Origin of the sequence: uncultured Draconibacterium sp., from assembly GCF_913063105.1 — a bacterium.
Lineage (GTDB): Bacteria > Bacteroidota > Bacteroidia > Bacteroidales > Prolixibacteraceae > Draconibacterium.
Genome location: NZ_CAJXYQ010000003.1, coordinates 295,749 through 313,137, shown reverse-complemented (window position 1 = coordinate 313,137; position 17,389 = coordinate 295,749). Strand labels below are relative to the sequence as shown.

Sequence of the window (17,389 nt, the reverse complement as noted above, 5' to 3'; positions counted from 1 at the left end):
CCAAAATGACGAAACAAATTTTATTAAAAACGGCGGCATCACTTCATCAGCCTTCAAAAGAAGCCCAAAACGAATTTAGCCAAAAGTTAACTTCACTGGTTGAAACGATGAACAAAACCATGCTTAACCGTTCGGATATAAAAAACCTGGTTGGCAAAGACAACATTGAAATGATGAAAGACAACCATGCCAATCATGCCCGGTTTATGGAATCCGTATTTGAGAATTATATTCCCGAGGTTTTGGTTGATACCGTACTGTGGGTTTTCCGCGCCTATCGTTCGCGCAATTTTAGCTCTACATACTGGGCAGCACAACTTAATACCTGGATAACTATTTACGAAACAGAATTATCGGAGAATTGCAACAAGCAAATACTTCCGTTTTATAAATGGATGCAGGTAAATATTCCATTGTTTAATCAATTGGCCGAGGCCGAAATTGACGCTCCTCTGTCGTCGCATTAAATAAACATGGACGCTAATTTACTAAAAGACTGGGATGCTGTTATTTCTGAATTGAAATTATCATCAGAAAATGTTGCTTTGGCTCTGTACAATTCCAACGAAACACTTCTTTACGCCAACAACCTGATGTGCAGCCTTTTAAAAACATCAGAAGAAACATTAGAACCCTCTTGCTTTCTTATCAACCCTGATTTTGGGAAATTGAAAGAACTTCCCCCTAATCAACACCACTGCATTTTTAAAGGCTTATTAACCATTGGGAATTTTACCGATATTTCGTTTGGACTACAGGCGCATATTTACAGAAAAGAGGAGCAGTTTTTTATCTATGCTGAACCCGATTCGCTGGCTTTATTCGATGCCAATAAAAAAATGAGCCGCTTAAACCAGGAGGTGAATAATTTACAGCGGCAATTATTAAAAGAAAAATCGAAACTGGAAAAAACATTAAAAGAACTCCGGGAAACACAGCAAATGCTTATTCACTCCGAAAAAATGAATGCGTTGGGGCAAATGGTTGCCGGTGTTGCACACGAAATTAACAACCCCATTGCCTTTGTAACCAACAATTTACACGAGCTAAAAAAATATACTTCCGAAATTTTTGAGGCGTTTACAAAACTCGAAAAAGAACTTGCTTCATCCGAAAACTCAAGTGCCTTAAAATTACTGCACAACATAAAAACACAATTCGAATTCGATTATTTAACAGAAGATATCTCGGATGTACTAACCGAATCGCAAACCGGGGTTGAGAGAGTAAAACGTATTGTGGAGGATTTACGCAAATTCTCGCGACTTGATGAATCAGAGATAAAACACATCGATCTGGTTGAAAATATTAATTCAACACTTTCAATTATAAAACCAGAGCTTGATAAAAAAGAAATCGATTTTAAACTGATTGCCCCTGAGCAGTTATTTACCGATTGTTACCCCGGGCAATTAAACCAGGCTTTGCTGAATATTTTAATTAACGCCATTTATGCAGTTGATATTAAAGGCTCTGTTATATTAAGCCTAAAAAAAACCGACAAGCAGCTTGGTATTTCAGTAGCCGACAATGGGTGTGGCATTGATAAAGAAACAATTGACAAAATATTTAATCCGTTTTTTACCACAAAACCGGTTGGTGCAGGTACCGGACTTGGCTTAAGCATAAGCTATAAAATAATAAGCGATTTACATAAAGGAACAATAGAAGTAGAATCAGAACCCGAACGGGGTTCAACTTTTACGATTACGATACCGGAAATTATTAAATCTTAGAAGAACAATGAACAACGAATTTCAACAACACTTGTTGGTTATTGACGATGAAGTGGAAATTACCAAATCTATTTTTCGTCAGTTTCGAAGAAAATATAAAGTGCACACGGCAACAAACGGGAACGATGCAATTAAAATAATGGAGGAACAACCCATTCAGGTAGTTTTATCAGACCAACGCATGCCCGGAATGACAGGTGTTGACTTTTTTAACCGGATAAAAAATAAATACCCCGATGCTTTAAAATTAATTTTAACAGGCTACTCCGATATTGAAGCAGTAGTTGGTGCAATAAATGAGGGGCAGGTATTTCGTTACCTCACAAAACCCTGGAGTCCGGTTGAGCTGGATTTAGCCATAAAGGAAGCTTTTGAAAAACACGAGTTAATAACAAACAACAAAAAACTTCTGGTTAAATTAAAAGAAGCAAACGCTCATTTGGAGGAAAAGGTAAAAGAACGAACGCATGAACTAGAATCAGCCAACAACAGGTTAAAACACTTAAATATTGAGAAAAATAAATATGTGGGTATAGTGGCGCACGACTTACGAAATCCGATTGGTAATGCTTACAATTTCTCTGAACTTTTGGTTTCTGATTTTAACGGTTATCCGGAAAAAGAAAAAATGGAGTTCCTGAAAATTATAAACGACCGCTGTGCGTACTCATTAAAGCTTATTGAAGACTTCCTGGATACCTCGAAAATAGAATCGGGCATTCTGGATCTGGATTTTAAAGAGTGGGATTTTTACCAGATTGTTTCAAATTGTATTGCTCAAAACCAAATGTTTGCAAAGAAAAAATCGCAGCTAATAATTTTCGAGAAAGCCGGTGAGCAAACAAAGGTGCTGTGCGACAAAGATAAAATTGAACAGGTAATAAATAACCTGCTAAGCAACGCCATTAAATATTCGCACGATGGAAAAACGATATGGATTAAAGTAAACACTGAAGATTCGCAGCTGGTAACCCGGGTTATTGATGAAGGAAAAGGCATTGCTGAAGAGGAACTGAATTTCCTTTTTAAGGATTTTCAAACGACCTCAACAAAATCAACAGCCGGAGAAAAATCGACAGGCTTAGGCTTAGCCATTGTTAAGAAAATTATTGATTCGCATAAAGGTAAAATTTCTGCCAGGAGCACACTTGGAAGCGGAAGTGAATTCAGCTTCAGTTTGCCGGTTAGCAACTAAGTTTTTTGCAAACTAAAGTCTGCAAGGTAAAAAGGCACAACATATGCCGCCAGAGTTTACCGGGCAAATAACGAACTCAAACTCTGGAATAGTTCTTTTTTGTTTACCGGTTTTGTAATAAAATCGTTGCAGCCAACATTTAAGGCCATTAACGCGTCCTGATCCTGAGCAAAAGCTGTTTGGGCAATAATTTTCACTTTGGCATTAAACTTTCGAATTTCCTCTGTAGCTTCATAACCATCAACTTCAGGCATTTTTATATCCATCAGAATCAAATCTAAATCGGGATGCTCGCGGGCAAGATCAATGGCTTTTTGCCCGTTTTCTGCCACAATCATTTCGTTACAAGTAGGGCCTAAAACAATTTTGAGCAATTCAACCGAAACAGGATCGTCTTCAGCAATCATAATTTTTAAATTGTCTGGCAGCTTTTCGGTAGCTGATGGGTACTCATCAAATGTCAGGATTGAATCAGTCGGTTTTTTATAAGGCAGCCTGATGTAAAAGGTGGTTCCCTCGTTTTCTTTTGATTCCAGTTTTATTGTGCCGCCAAGCATTTCGGTATACGATTTACTTATTGAAAGCCCCAACCCCGATCCTTCAAAAACGCGCGAATCGGCAATGTCGGCCTGCACAAAACGATCAAAAATGGCTTGTTGCCGATTTTCAGGTATGCCAATGCCGGTGTCTTTCACCACAAATGTTATGGCATCATCAACAATCTCATACCCAAAAGTTATGCCTCCTTCGCGGGTAAATTTAACGGCATTTTTTATCAGGTTCGAAATTATTGAATGAAGTTTTACAGTGTCAGCCTCAAAGGTTGGCGAGTGCTGGTCGTTTTCGTTACTAAAGTTTAGGTAAAGTTGTTTTTTTGTGGTTTCCGGTTCAAAAAATAACTTAATATCGGTTAAAAATGATTTTAAATCGATGGTATCCAAATCCACACCAACCAGGCCCGATTCTATTTTTGAGATATCAATAATATCGTTAATGGTTGACAGCATACGGTCGCCACTTTTTTGAATTATGGAGATAAACTCGTTTTGTTGCTCGCCACTCAGACTTGGGTCCTTTAGCAGCTCGGTAAAGCCCATAATTCCATTCATGGGAGTTCGTATTTCGTGGCTCATATTTGCCAGAAATGCCGATTTTAGTTTATCGCTTTCTTCAGCTTTTTCTTTGGCAACTTTTAAGTCCTCGATTAACCTTATGCGTTCGGCAATTTTCCAAACATTATCCATTAACAAGGTAAGCTGCCTTACATCCGATTGATTATAATTACTTTTTTTATTGGCGACCCCTGCAACTGCAACAATTTCATTATCAGAAAAAACAGGAATCGTTAAGAACTTTTTAAGGGCCACATGGCCTTGTGGTGTTCCCTTTTTGTAGGGGTTTTCAGCCTCATAATCGTTAATAACAATTGGCTTACGCTGGCGCACTGCTTCGCCCCAACAACCGGTGGTATCTAAATCATAAACCGTTTCCGGGTTCATTACCCGGCACTCCTTCATTACCTCGCGCGACCAGGTGTTCAGTGTAAACTGACGGGTATTTTCGTTGTAAAAATAAATGTACCCAATTTTACTTTCGGTAAGGTTTACAGCCTCTTGCAAAGCAAAATCCAGTAATTCCTGTGTTGAGCTGGTATTTATTTGCGAAATGCGAAACAAACTTTCCAGTCGGTCGTTGTGCAGTTGTACAATATCTTTCTGTGCAATTACTTCTTTTTCATTTTTTTCGGCCAATTCTTTGGCAATTTGTAAATCCGAAAGGATTTGTTTTTGCAGGGTAATATCTTCTTTAATGGCTATAAACTGTACAATCTCTGCATTGCCATTGGTAATTGGCGAGATGCTTCCTTTTTCCCAATACAATTCACCATTTTTCTTTTTATTATGAAACTCGCCATGCCAGATCTGACCACTTAAAATGGTATTCCACATATTTTTATAGAAGTCTGGTGTTTGCTCACCCGATTTTAAAACCCGGGGGTTGCGTCCAATCACCTCTTGCAGTTGATACCCGGTTTTTTCTACAAAAAATGGATTTACATATTCAATATTACCATGAACATCGGTAATTACCACACTCACCGGACTTGCTTCCATTGCTTTATAAAGCATGGAATTTCGGCTTTCAAGATGTTTTCGCTCGGTTATATCGATTGAAATTCCTCCAAGTAGGGCTTTATCTTCGCCAATGGTAAACTTATAGGTCAAAAAGTCGCGCATACCTCTGCCCACTACCGGAAATTGTTCTTCGTATTTATGCCTGCCCTGAAGCAGTGCTTTTTCATCATCTTTCACCACATTATCCACAATATCATCAGGAATTACATCGCGGGTATTTTTTCCAACCCAAGTGGTGGCATCCATATTTTTTTCCAGAAAACGATTTACGTACTGAAAGTTAAGTTCACGGTCTTTTATAAAGGCCGATCCGGGTAGGAAATTCATAAAGGCTGCAAATTTCTGCTCGCTTTCGCGAGCCTTTGTAATTGCTCGCAACAATTCCAGCTCGGTTTGTTTTAACTGAGTAATATCCTGAAAACTCTCTAAAACCAATCTTTCGCCATTAATTAAGATTGTTTGGGCATTTTTAAGCACAGCGGTTTCGCTTTGGCTTTTACCTTTAATAACGGTATCCATTCCGGTAAACGAATCAACTCCCTTGGCCCACACCGGACATTCAGTTTTACAGTCTGTTTTCGGACAGATTAACTTACATTCCTGTCCTTCCAATTCGGCCCTCTGATAGCCGGTAATTTTACAAGTTTGCTCGTTTACACGACGGATTCTGTAATTATCGTCAATCATTACAAATCCACTTGGCATACTTTGTAAAACAATATTTAACAGGTGTTCTGATTCGGTAAGCTTTTGTTCGGCATTTTTATGGGTGCTAATGTCCCGAATTATTGACATAATCATCCGTCGTTTTCCAATTTTGAAAATACTGGAGTTTACTTCAACCGGAATGCTTCTGTTATCTTTTGTTTTATGAAGCGTTTCATAAATGCGTTCCGGCTTATCTTCGCTCCATGAGGTGTACCCTACCGAAAGCTGTTTTACTGAGCTGTTGAGCAGTTCGCTTCGCGAGTAGCCATATAAAGTGCAGGCTTTTTCATTTACCTCAATAATTTTTTGGTCTTCGTTTTCGTAATCCTGAATAATTATGGCATCGTTAATGGCATTAAACAACGAGCGGTATTTGGTTTGCGACTGTATAAAAGCATTTGTTGCTTTCTTGCGTTCTGTTATATCCGAAATAAAGCCTTCCAGCACTTCGTTGTTGTTTCGGGTAACGCTTCTGCCACGCTCCCAAACCCATTTTTCTTCTTTGTTTTTGGTAATTATTTTGTATTCAATCTCAAAGGGTTTTTTGCTGGTAATGGCATTTTGTACTTTTTCCCAAACCTTATCGCGGTATGCCGGATGTATGATATCGTTATAACAAAACACGTCTGACTCAATAAAATCTTCGGGCTGGTAACCGGTTAACTCTATGCAGCCTTTGCTCATAAAAATCATTTCCCAACTTTTATTATTGTGGCAAGCATAAGCCATACCTGGCAAATTGTTTAAAAGGGTATGTAACTGATTTGTTGTATCTTCAAGCTTCTTATTTAATTGCTGGCGTTCTGTTATATCTCTAACCCCGGCTATTCTAACATTTTCGCCGTTGTAGCTAATACCTTTACTTTCTATTTCAATAAATACAGTACTACCGGTTTTTGTTGTTGCGTTTACCACATACGGATCGTTTTTATCGTTTTTTGAATGCATTTTTACCAAATCAATATCATTCGTGCTCTCCAAAAAATCGAAAATGCTTTTCCCTATTAGTTCGTCTTGTTTATACCCCGACAGTTTAGCCATGGCCTTATTGGTTTCGAGGATAATGCCGTTTTTATGAATTATTATTCCCTCGAAGGCTGAATCAGCCAAAAAACGATAACGCTCTTCACTTTCCTCGAGGTTTTGCATGGTTTTTAAACGTTCTGTAAGATTATGAAGCACAACCTGTAAAGCGGGTTTTCCTTCAAATTCAACTGGGATTACTGTTACTTCAACAGGGATCTCGGTTCCATGCTTAGTTTTCGCCAACGATTTGTAGGTATTTCGGATTACTTTCCCTTCAGTTCGCTGCCGATATCTATGCATCACTTTATCCACTTCCGACTCGGCAATAAACTTGCTAAAAGGTTGGTTCAATAATTCTTCTTCAGTATACCCCGATGTTTGGCAAAGCGTACTGTTTACGTATTTAATTTGGTCATCCTGTAAAATAAAAACCGAATCGTTGAGCCCCTCTACCAATTTTCGATACTTGCTTTCGCTTTTTTTAAGCTCATTGCGTTCGATGTATGCTTTTGTGATATCGGTAACTTTTCCGAGTCGGTATTTATGCAGTTGGTTAATCCGGGATGACACCTTGTAAATTCGATTGTCAAATTCAATCTGCAGCTCTTCTACGTCTCCCTCTTTTTTTAACACTTTTAGTGCTGATAAAACAGTTTTGGCACTTTGTTTATTGAGGTGCTCCTTTGCCAAATCCTGCATGTTTTTGCCAACAATAAAATCTTCGTTGCAATTAAACATTTTGCAAAAAGCCGTATTGGCTGAAACAAAATTAAGCTCTTTATCAAAGGTAATATATGCTTCGTTTGAAGCGGCGATAAAACTGGCTGCGTCTTGTTTAGTTTTTAAGTTACTTAATGCGTAACCAATACTTTTTGCAGTATCGGCAAAGGTTTCTGCTTCTTTCGGATGAGCAGCATCTGCAGAGGGTACTGCGGCACACATCAGGCCATACTGATCGTTGTCGATAGCAATTGGGGAAATAAATGAACTGTAATTTTTAAACGTTTCAGCTAACGGACAGTCTTTTTGGGGTTCATCTAACTTGATAAAAGTATTTTTGGCAAGGGCTTTTTTTAAATTCCCGTTTAGGCGGCCGTTTAACAAGTCTTCTTTTAGTTTATCAAATCCCTCAACATTTCCGGAGCTTTCAATACTGCATAACTTTCCACTTTTATCAAACAAGCCAATCCAGCAAAAATAATAGCCCCGTTTTTGAGTTAAAGTCTGGCAAATCTTCCGAATCATTTTCGCCGGGTCGTGCTCAGTAATCAGAATATTATTTACAGCTTTTAGGGTATTAATAATGCGGTGGAAAAGCTCAGTTTTCGCTTCAGGTAAGTGGCTCATTTTTTTGGTTTTATTTTTATCCCCGCTTCATAAAAATGAAAGCAGGCATAAGTTAGCAAAAAAAAGTGTTGCTCATTAAGGCGCCTAACTGATTTTTAATGTATTTATCTCCCAATTGTTGTAAGCCATTTGGAAGATTGAAACACATTTCTCTTAAAAAAAAACACAGCTAAGCTTAACTCTACCACTGCCCGGCAGATCGTTTTTATTGCTCTATATCAGAACCAAAACCATAAAACGATCCTTTTTTCAGCCAATTAATTGCAGCAGTTTTAGTTGAAAAACAGGCATAAGCATAAACTTTTAACGGACCTACCATTTCCTGAAAAATTGTACCCATGGCCGTTTCAAAAGGCGTGGAAAGAACAATTGCATGCCGAACCTCAACAAATTTATTTAAATGCTTTTTTATCTCATCGTAATAAACACCCATTTCCGGTACCGATAAATCAAGTGTTGAACGGCGCGCATCTTCAAGAATATATAATACGCGTTGGTTTCCAAATTCCTGAATTACACGTTTCAGTATATTTATTGCATCCGCCAAATCAATGCACCCTTCCCGCGAGATGTATACTATTCGGTCGGCACCTTCAATTTTCACCTGCATCTTGCTCATTGGTTTTAAACAAAATAACTACCTACTCATCATTATCTAATTGAAAAAAATAGAGATCATCCTGACCTTTACCTTCGGGTCGGTTTGAGCTAAATATTCCGTGCGACTTTTCGGTAAAAACAATTGAAAAGTCGTCGTAGGAAGAGTTAAGTGGTGCTTTCAGGTTTTCCGGTTCTTGCCACTGTCCATCTTTTAATATGGAAACAAACAAATCAAGCCCTCCGTACCCCATATGCCCATCAGAGGCAAAAAACAGTGTGGAATCGTTTTTAAAGCTGGGAAAAAATTCATTACCAAAGCTGTTTATTTGCTCGCCGAGGTTAAGCGGCGTGGTCCATTCGTTATTTTGCAACTCGCAGTAATACAAATCGCTCTCGCCCAAGCCTCCCGGTTTGTTGCTGGCAAACACCATTTTTTTTCCATCGGCCGATAATGCCACGTGCCCTGTTGAATACAGATTGCTGTTATGGGCAAAATACGCTCCTGTTGATTTTGACTCACTTAGGTCAAGCTCGGCAATAAAACTAAAATGAGTTTGCACCGAATCCTTTTTGTAACGTTTGTGCTTTTCGGTACGTGTTATATAGACTTTATTTTGGGCAGAATTAAAACACACCGGCCCATTATGGTAAGCCTGATTAAATTGCTTTGACAGCATTGCCGGCGTTGCATATCGCATACTATCAAGCCTGGGCGAATAAAAAAGTTTCAGGTAGCCGTTGCCAGTCCAGTAGAAGTTATTGTTGTCCAACTCATCAACATTACGGTCTGAAACAAATACAATTCCGCTTTTGTACACCACCGGCGAAAAATCGGAATACGCCGAGTTTAAGCTTGATGCATTTTTAATTGAAGCGACTGGCTTAAGGTTTTTCCACCTGCTTATTTCTTCGCAATACCTAAGATATTTTTGGGCTCTTACATCGTGCGGAACACTTTTTAAATAGCGCTGAAATTGCTGCCTGGCAGATTGATAATTACCCAGAGTTCTTAATACATTTCCGTAATTGTAATAAACTACCGCATCATTGCCGTCATACTCCAGCGCTTTCTCGTACCATTTGGCAGCTACCTGGTGCTTATTGGTAAGGCGATAACAATCGGCAAGCTTTACTGTAGCTTCCTGTTTGTTTTGGGCTTTTTTACTATTGACAACTTTTAAATAGAAGGGAATAGCCTTAGCGTATTTTAGCTCGCCATATAACTTATTGGCTGATTTTATTTGCGCATTTAGCATACCCGGAAAAACAATTACCGGAATAAGTAAAATCAAAATTATTAGCTGTTTCATTTTTTTTGTTTTTCGAATTAAAAGTAGCGAGGAGTAACCATTCTTGGCTCAAAAATATTAATGTCAAACGCGAGCCTTATCTCGTGCGACCCGTAATTATACAATTGCAATTTATTAAAATACACGTCGTAAGAGTACCCCATTCTTATCCCCTCCATCAGGGCCAATTCGGTTTGTACCGAAAGTGCTTTTTCGGTTCGGAATGATGCCCCGATTAAGAAGGAATTTTTAAACAAAAAACTTCCGTTTATGTCAATCTGCAAGGGCGATCCGCTAACAAACTTTACCAAGGTGGATGGTCTGAACCGAATATTTTCGGCCAGCTTCCACACCATACCCGACATTAAATAAAAGTGACGACTAAGCCGGTTAAAGCTTGTTTTTTCGTTGTCCATTATTATTCCGTAATCGTTCTCGAGCAGGTGTTTCGAGCTTAATCCGGCAAAAAAGGTTGGGGTTTGGTAGTACAACCCAAAGTTTACATCCGGTGTAATTTTCCGAATATTCTCCGGATCAAATAAATAATCTTCGTCCCTCAGGTTCATTTGCGAATAATCATAATCGAAATAATTTAAACCTCCTTGCAAACCAAAAGCAAAAAAGCTGTTTTCCATTATTATTTTATACGAATAGGTACCCATAAAACTGTTGTTTGCAGTTGGCCCCAGCACATCACGATTGACATAAAAACCCAGTCCAACCCGGTTGTTCTTTCCTGCAGTGTGAGCACTAACGGTCAGGGTTTTAGGGGCTCCCTCAATCCCTGTCCACTGCGCTCTGTTCACCACAGTAATATTCAATCCATCGCGACTGCCGGCATAACCCGGGTTTACCAACAATTTATTAAAGGTATACTGGCTAAACAAGGGGTCTTGCTGTGCCTGTGCCCCAAAACCTATAAGAACAAGTAACAGAGCAACTATAGACTTCACGGTTTTCATATTCGCTTGTGTTTTTTTATTTCCGGATTTGTAATCTATATTTTTCATCGTTCTTCTTATTTACCTGTTCTTAACTGAATCCAACCTGTATAATTCTCACCACCTTCTATTTCCAAAAGGTAATAATAGGTACCATCCGGCAGGTATTCTCCCTTCCGGTTCCTTCCATCCCAATTGTTGTAGTCGTTGTGGTAGTTTTCAATTGATATCAGTTCGTCGCCCCAGCGGTTATAAATTGTCACCCTGTTATCGGGGAAATACTCGATGCCTTCAATGTACCACACATCGTTATTGCCATCGCCATTCGGGGTTATTCCATTCCTTATATTCAGCTCGGTGGCCGATGCAGGAATAACTACTACCATAAAACTATCGCTAACCACGCAACCCGAAATTAAATCGCTTACCTGAACCACAAATTCGGTACTGGCATTCAAAGGTTGCGTAAACACATCCATCGACTGATTCATATCCAGCAACTCATTGGGGCTCCATAAATACTCGTAGTTACCATCTTCAGGCAGCACATTGGCACTTAATACAGCGCTTGAACCGGCAGTAATTGTATCGTCGCCGCTTATTGAAACCTGCAGGGAAGTATTGTACTCAATAAACATGGTATCGCTAACCTGAATCTCACATGCGCCGGATCCTGTTCCGGTTAAAATCAGCATAACGGTTGCATCATCGTTAGCAGCCGGTTCGTAGGTGGGCGTTAAGGTATATTCTCCCAACAGGCTACCCTTGCCATTGCTTATCCAATGTACTTCTGCTACATTTTCGGCACTTGCTGTTTCAACAGTTACCGGCGAGTTTACACATGCTACCCGGCTTTCACCGGCACTAAGCACTGGCGCCTCTTCAATTAGTATCAGCACGGTATCTTGTGTTTTTCCGCAGCTACCGCTTGTTTCAGCCATTACATACAGCTCAGCCATTCCGGCCAAAATATCATTGGCTCCGGGATTGTATACCGCATCCAGGACAGTGGCATCATCAAAATTACCGTCTCCGTTTGTTTCCCATTTAACCGGCATTCCTTCCGGAATTACTGAAGCGCTTAATGCTATTGCCTGGTTGCTGCAAACACTTGAATCGTTTCCTGCAAAAATGTGCACTTCTTCAGCAAAGCTTACAAGCACTGTGTCTGATTTTTCAGGGCATGTGGAATTACCTCTTCCGGTAAGTATTAATTGAACATTACCCGCTGCCAAATCACCTTCTCCAGGCAGGTAAGCAGCATTCAACTCCTGCGGATCGGTAAAACTACCGTCGCCCAGTGTTTGCCATTCAATACTAACATTATCAGAAGCTGTTGCCTGCAACAAGGCAACCTCGCCACTACCACAACTTAATAGTGGTTCTCCTGCTTCCAGTTCAAATGATTGGTGTACAATAATGGTTAATGTATCGGTAACACATCTGCCATCCGGATCGCATACCTGAATTGGAATTATAAGTTTACCTGCAAAATCATCTCCCGGGACAAAAACAAAGGCTCCATTTTCGGTAATTGAGAAGTCGCCAACGGTGATGGTTCCAGCATCAAAATTCGCAACACTCAGGTCGTGTCCTTCAACATCATAATCGCCATTGGCAAGTATATTTGCTTCCAGTGTAAGCCCATAACACATTTCAAATGTTTCATGGAAAACTCTTGGAGCATCATTGTCTTCGTAAACGGTAATTTTAATCTCTGCACTTGCCTCTCCCCCATTTCCATCAGAGATGGTATAGCTTATTGTTCCAGGGTTACCATTGTAGTTCTCATCGGGAGTAAACGTGAATTCACCGTTCTCCTCAATAATCAGTGTTCCCTTGCCTTCCAACCCAATTAAGTTTCCGGGAAGATAATTGATTCCATTCACCGTTAATCCGATAACAATTAAGGTATCGTTCTCAACATCCGAATCATTTTCAAGAACATTAACAAACACCTGTTTGTCCTCCAGTGAATTAATGATATCATCAACAGCGATTGGATCGTCGTTAACAGATTCAACCAATATACTTACCTCTGCTTCTTTGGCGCTCCAGTTCCACCCGTCAGAAACAATGTAGCTAAAGGCTGTTGTTCCATTCCAGTTGCTATCTGGTTTAAAAATTAACTTCGATAAATCTTCAGCACTAATACGCTGGCCTTGCTGTACTGGCATTCCACTCAGGAATAGATTTCCATTGTCAGGCAAACTCATTATTTTTATTTCGCTCAAATTGTCGTTGTTTTTATCGCTAAAAGCGGTTGCAAACAAACTTTCAGAGAACGTAAGCCACTCATCTTCCAATCCTGAGATTTCAATATCTCCGGCAAGCGGAGCGTAATCATCATTCAGGATCGTCACTTTGGCTTCTGCTTTCGAAATCGTTACTTGCTTAGATGTTGCAACAAGATTTGAAATCGTAACATTAAAATATTCATCTGACTCCACAACTCCATCATTAATTACCGGGATAGAAATACTTGCCGTCGTATTTGTTGTCGACCCGGCTGATATTGTAATTGTTCCCTCAATAAATTGATAGTCTTCTGTTTGTACCGCCGATCCGTTTGAAAGGGTATAATCAGCTGTTACTTCATCCTGAACAGCTCCACTTAACCTTACAATTACGACAGCCTCTCCATCAGCCTCATTTACAGTTATATTCTCAATTGAAATATTAGCTTCATCGTCATCAGTAATTGAACCTATGGCAATTGAATCCGTAAAATCAATCAATGCATCTTCGGTTTTAAGCAGCTCAACAATAAAGTATTCAGTAGGCTCAGCAAATAAATCATCAACAATATTTACTGTGATAGTCTGAGTTGCTCCATCCAATGAATTATCAGGGAAATGAGCAGTCATTGTATCAGCCAATGTATAATCCGAATTCAATACAGTTGTGCTATCATTAACTGAATATCCTACGCTAAAGGCATCCTGTACATTACCGCTGAGGATGATCGTGAAGATGGCCTCTCCGGCGTCTTCATCTACATTTACTCCTGCAATGGCTACAGAGGCCGCATCGTTATCGCTGATGCTGGCGATAGCTGTGGTGTCGGCTATCGTTACCAGACCGCCGCTGATATTGCTTAACCCGGCGGTGAAGCTTTCCGTGGCTTCCAGCAGACTGTCGTCTGTTATGGCTACCGCGAAGTGGATGGTATCCTGGTCCTGTAGCTTGTCGCCGCTGAAGGTCAGCGTGGCGCTGCCGGAGGTGTAATCGCTGCCGGCAAGGGCTGTACCGCTGGCGGTGGATACATCTACGCTAAAGGCATCCTGTACATTACCGCTGAGGGTGATGGTAAAGATGGCCTCTCCGGCGTCTTCATCTACATTTACTCCTGCAATGGCTACGGAGGCCGCATCGTTATCGCTTATGCTGGCGGTAGCTGTGGTGTCGGCTATCGTTACCAGACCGCCGCTGATATTGCTTAATCCGGCGGTGAAGCTTTCCGTGGCTTCCAGCAGACTGTCGTCTGTTATGGCTACCGCGAAGTGGATGGTATCCTGGTCCTGTAGCTTGTCGCCGCTGAAGGTCAGCGTGGCGCTGCCGGAGGTGTAATCGCTGCCGGCAAGGGCTGTACCGCTGGCGGTGGATACATCTACGCTAAAGGCATCCTGTACATTACCGCTGAGGGTGATGGTAAAGATGGCCTCTCCGGCGTCTTCATCTACATTTACTCCTGCAATGGCTACGGAGGCCGCATCGTTATCGCTTATGCTGGCGATGGCTGTATCGCTCACATTAATTTCATCAATACCGGAAACCAATGTAAGTTTTGCAACAAACTGTTCCGTTGGTTCTAAAATATTATCGTTTGTTGTTGGCACCGTTACGGTTTTAATTCCTTTTTCACCTGCTGCAAACGTAATATTTTGGGCTGTTGCAGTATAGTCGTCATTGCTGGTTGTGCTATTTTCAAAATAAACCTGAACGACTACATCGTCTTCAACATTTTCAGTTAATTCCAAATTGAAATTAATATTGTTGCCCTCTTCAACTGAGGCATCAGAGATTGTAATGGCAGCCGCATCATTATCTATAATAGTTCCGGCTCCAGTATCTGAATCATCAATAGAACTATTACCTGAAGTTAATGCAATATTTGCTACAAATGTTTCGTCCAGCTCCAGTGTTTCATCGTCGATTGTAGCAATGACTACTTCTTTTGTTCCTTTTTCACCATTTGAGAAAGTGAAACTCTGTGTTGCGCTATTAAAATCACCAGGTTCTGTTGTTGTATTAACAAATGATACATCAACAACAACATCACCTTGCACATCATTGCTTAACTCAAGGCTAAGGGTGATATTTTCACCTTCAAGAGCAGAAACACTGTCGATGGTTAATGCTGCGAAGTCATCATTTAAAATGGTAACAAATGCTTTATCAGAAATATTAATGGACATTGTGTTTGACAAATCAGACATGGAAACAACAACTGTTTCGTCATTTTCCAAAATATTATCATTTATCGGTGACACTACAAATGTTTGTGATTCTCCGGCATTGCCTAAGAAATTAATTGTTTGGTTTACAATTGCAGTATAATCTCCCAAGCTCGTTGTTCCATCTGCAGTGTTTACCTTTAAATTAAATGCATCCTGAACATCTGCATCAAGCAGCAGGGTAACAGTAATATCTCCATCGTTTTCTGCTCCACTCACATCTGCAATTGTAATTGCGGCATTGTCATTATCCAACAAGGTTCCAGTTCCCTGGTTATTTTCTTCTGAAATATTTACAACGCCCTGGTTGTCGGAAATTGAATTCAGGAGAATACTAAATGTTTCTGTCGCTTCAACAACTGCATCATTATTTGTAGCAATGGTAATCGAATGCGATTCTCCTGCTGTTCCCGTGAAGCTTAGCTGCGAATCCTGATCGGTATAATCGCTGCCCGCAACGGTTGCGGTACCATCATTGGATTGGTAGTTTACGGTAAATCCGCCCTGAACAGCTTTGTCTACTGAAACAGTAAATACTACATTATTCCCCTCGGTTACCGCCGTTGGGCTGTTGATGGAAACCACTGCCGTATCGTTATCGGTGATTATTCCGGTTGCAACATTTTGGCTGATGCTTACAATTCCAATGCTGATTTCACTTAATGTTACCAGGTAACTTTCATCGTTTTCAACTACCTGGTCGTTGTTGATTAACACATTGAATGTTTGCGTATCGCCATCTTCTGAGCCGGCAGGGAAGCTTAAAGTTCCGCTTGCCGATGAATAGTCGGGGCCAACATTGGCCGTCAGGTCTGAGGTGGCATAGTTTACCGTAAAACTTTCCTGGACATTGCCACTTAAGCTTACCTCGAAGGTCGCGTAACCTGTTGCCACATCTTCGTCTACCGTTACATTGGCAATGGCTATGCTCGCCAAATCATCGTCGGTGATTGTGCCTGTGCCTGTGCCTGTGCCAATTGATACATTGGCCTGCGTTTCCAGAATCTCATTCAGGCTTACCGTAAAGGTTTCATTTAACTCCCTGATGGCATCTTCGCTGCTGGCAACAGTAAAGCTATGGCTTTCGCCGGGCGTACCTGTAAAGCTTATCGTATCCGATACGGAGCTGTAGTCCAAGCCGGCTTCTGCTGTGTTGTCAAGGGTGGCAAAACTTACATCGAACCCGCCCTCAACAGCTTTATCTACTGAGATGCTAAATGTGATGGTTTCGCCTTCGTCAACTGCCGATGGAGTGTTAATACTTACCACCGCAGCGTCGTTATCGTTAATGGTGACTGGCAGCGATAGGGTACCGGCAATTACATCCTGATTATTGTATTCCGATTCAGAAATTGTTGCGGTAAAACTTTCCTGGGCTTCGGCAACCTGGTCGCCTACAATGGTTAATGGTAGTTTTACACTGGTTGCCCCTGCCGGAATGGTAACGCCGCTATGTGTTACTATATAGTCGGTAACCTCGGTGGCGGTTCCGGCTGTGGTGGTAAAGTTTACTTCCACATCGTACTGTGCCTGGCGGGTAAGGCTCACAACAAAACTATCGGTGGCATTTACATCGCCCTCGGTAGCTGTAAAACCGGTTAAGTTAAGCGTTGCTGGGTCGTTATCTTCTATCGTTCCAATAGCCTGGGCATCAAACGATACCAACTCATTGGAGATGTCCGTAAAGTTCAACTCAAAGCTTTCATCAGGCTCCAGAATATTGTTGTTGGTACTGGAGATGCTGATTGTTTTGATCTCGCCATCGGTACCCGAAAAGCTCAGGCTGCCGGTGCTGGCCGCATAGTCGATTGAACCGATACTGCTGGCCGTTACATCGTTGCTGGCATAATCAATGGTAAAGGAGCCCTGTACATCGCCACTTAAAGCTACTGTAAATACAAGGTTGCCGCCTTCGCTTACGCTGCGGTCTGAAACGCTAAGTTCCGCGCTGTCGT

The 17,389-nt window shown here is 40.8% G+C and carries 8 protein-coding genes (1 of these 8 running past the window's edge); 3 read left to right on the top strand and 5 right to left on the bottom strand.

Features of this window, described 5'->3' with window-relative positions; all coding sequences use genetic code 11:
• The first annotated feature begins 5 nt into the window (after nt 1–5).
• The 3 genes from QZ574_RS04505 to QZ574_RS04495 are packed head-to-tail and all read left to right on the top strand — an operon-like array spanning nt 6 to nt 2,931.
• On the top strand, nt 6–467 hold the full coding sequence (locus QZ574_RS04505) for a hypothetical protein (protein ID WP_297087224.1): 462 nt from the start codon (nt 6–8) through the stop codon (nt 465–467).
• Nucleotides 468–473: 6 nt separating this feature from the next.
• Nucleotides 474–1,736 carry an ATP-binding protein gene (locus QZ574_RS04500; protein WP_297087222.1) on the top strand — a complete coding sequence of 421 codons (1,263 nt, stop codon included), beginning with the start codon at nt 474–476 and terminating at the stop codon, nt 1,734–1,736.
• A gap of 7 nt (nt 1,737–1,743) precedes the next feature.
• A complete protein-coding gene (locus QZ574_RS04495) occupies nt 1,744–2,931 on the top strand; it encodes a hybrid sensor histidine kinase/response regulator (protein ID WP_297087220.1) in 1,188 nt (395 codons plus the stop codon).
• Nucleotides 2,932–2,987: 56 nt separating this feature from the next.
• Here the strand turns inward: QZ574_RS04495 and QZ574_RS04490 are convergent, their stop codons facing one another.
• The 5 genes from QZ574_RS04490 to QZ574_RS04470 all read right to left on the bottom strand — a co-directional run.
• A complete protein-coding gene (locus QZ574_RS04490) occupies nt 2,988–8,147 on the bottom strand; it encodes a PAS domain S-box protein (protein WP_297087218.1) in 5,160 nt (1,719 codons plus the stop codon).
• Nucleotides 8,148–8,352: 205 nt separating this feature from the next.
• Complete coding sequence (locus QZ574_RS04485) at nt 8,353–8,766, bottom strand: hypothetical protein (protein ID WP_297087216.1); 414 nt, start codon at nt 8,764–8,766, stop codon at nt 8,353–8,355.
• Between the two features lie 22 nt (nt 8,767–8,788).
• Nucleotides 8,789–10,057 carry a tetratricopeptide repeat protein gene (locus QZ574_RS04480; protein ID WP_297087214.1) on the bottom strand — a complete coding sequence of 423 codons (1,269 nt, stop codon included), beginning with the start codon at nt 10,055–10,057 and terminating at the stop codon, nt 8,789–8,791.
• A 17-nt stretch (nt 10,058–10,074) separates the two neighbouring features.
• The gene (locus QZ574_RS04475; RefSeq protein ID WP_297087212.1) at nt 10,075–11,046 is read right to left on the bottom strand and encodes a type IX secretion system membrane protein PorP/SprF; all 972 of its coding nucleotides are present in this window, start codon (nt 11,044–11,046) and stop codon (nt 10,075–10,077) included.
• A gap of 8 nt (nt 11,047–11,054) precedes the next feature.
• On the bottom strand, nt 11,055–17,389 hold the final stretch of the coding sequence (locus QZ574_RS04470) for a Calx-beta domain-containing protein (protein WP_297087209.1). It continues 20,680 nt past the right edge of the window; only the last 6,335 of its 27,015 coding nucleotides appear in the window; its start codon lies off the right edge, out of view; it ends in the stop codon at nt 11,055–11,057.

What these genes read in the sequence shown, in the direction of transcription:
- QZ574_RS04495 (WP_297087220.1), top strand. Translation starts at nt 1,744, where the DNA reads ATGAACAACGAATTTCAACAACACTTGTTGGTTATTGACGATGAAGTG.
- QZ574_RS04485 (WP_297087216.1), bottom strand. Translation starts at nt 8,766, where the DNA reads ATGAGCAAGATGCAGGTGAAAATTGAAGGTGCCGACCGAATAGTATAC.
- QZ574_RS04500 (WP_297087222.1), top strand. Translation starts at nt 474, where the DNA reads ATGGACGCTAATTTACTAAAAGACTGGGATGCTGTTATTTCTGAATTG.
- QZ574_RS04490 (WP_297087218.1), bottom strand. Translation starts at nt 8,147, where the DNA reads ATGAGCCACTTACCTGAAGCGAAAACTGAGCTTTTCCACCGCATTATT.
- QZ574_RS04475 (WP_297087212.1), bottom strand. Translation starts at nt 11,046, where the DNA reads ATGAAAAATATAGATTACAAATCCGGAAATAAAAAAACACAAGCGAAT.
- QZ574_RS04480 (WP_297087214.1), bottom strand. Translation starts at nt 10,057, where the DNA reads ATGAAACAGCTAATAATTTTGATTTTACTTATTCCGGTAATTGTTTTT.
- QZ574_RS04505 (WP_297087224.1), top strand. Translation starts at nt 6, where the DNA reads ATGACGAAACAAATTTTATTAAAAACGGCGGCATCACTTCATCAGCCT.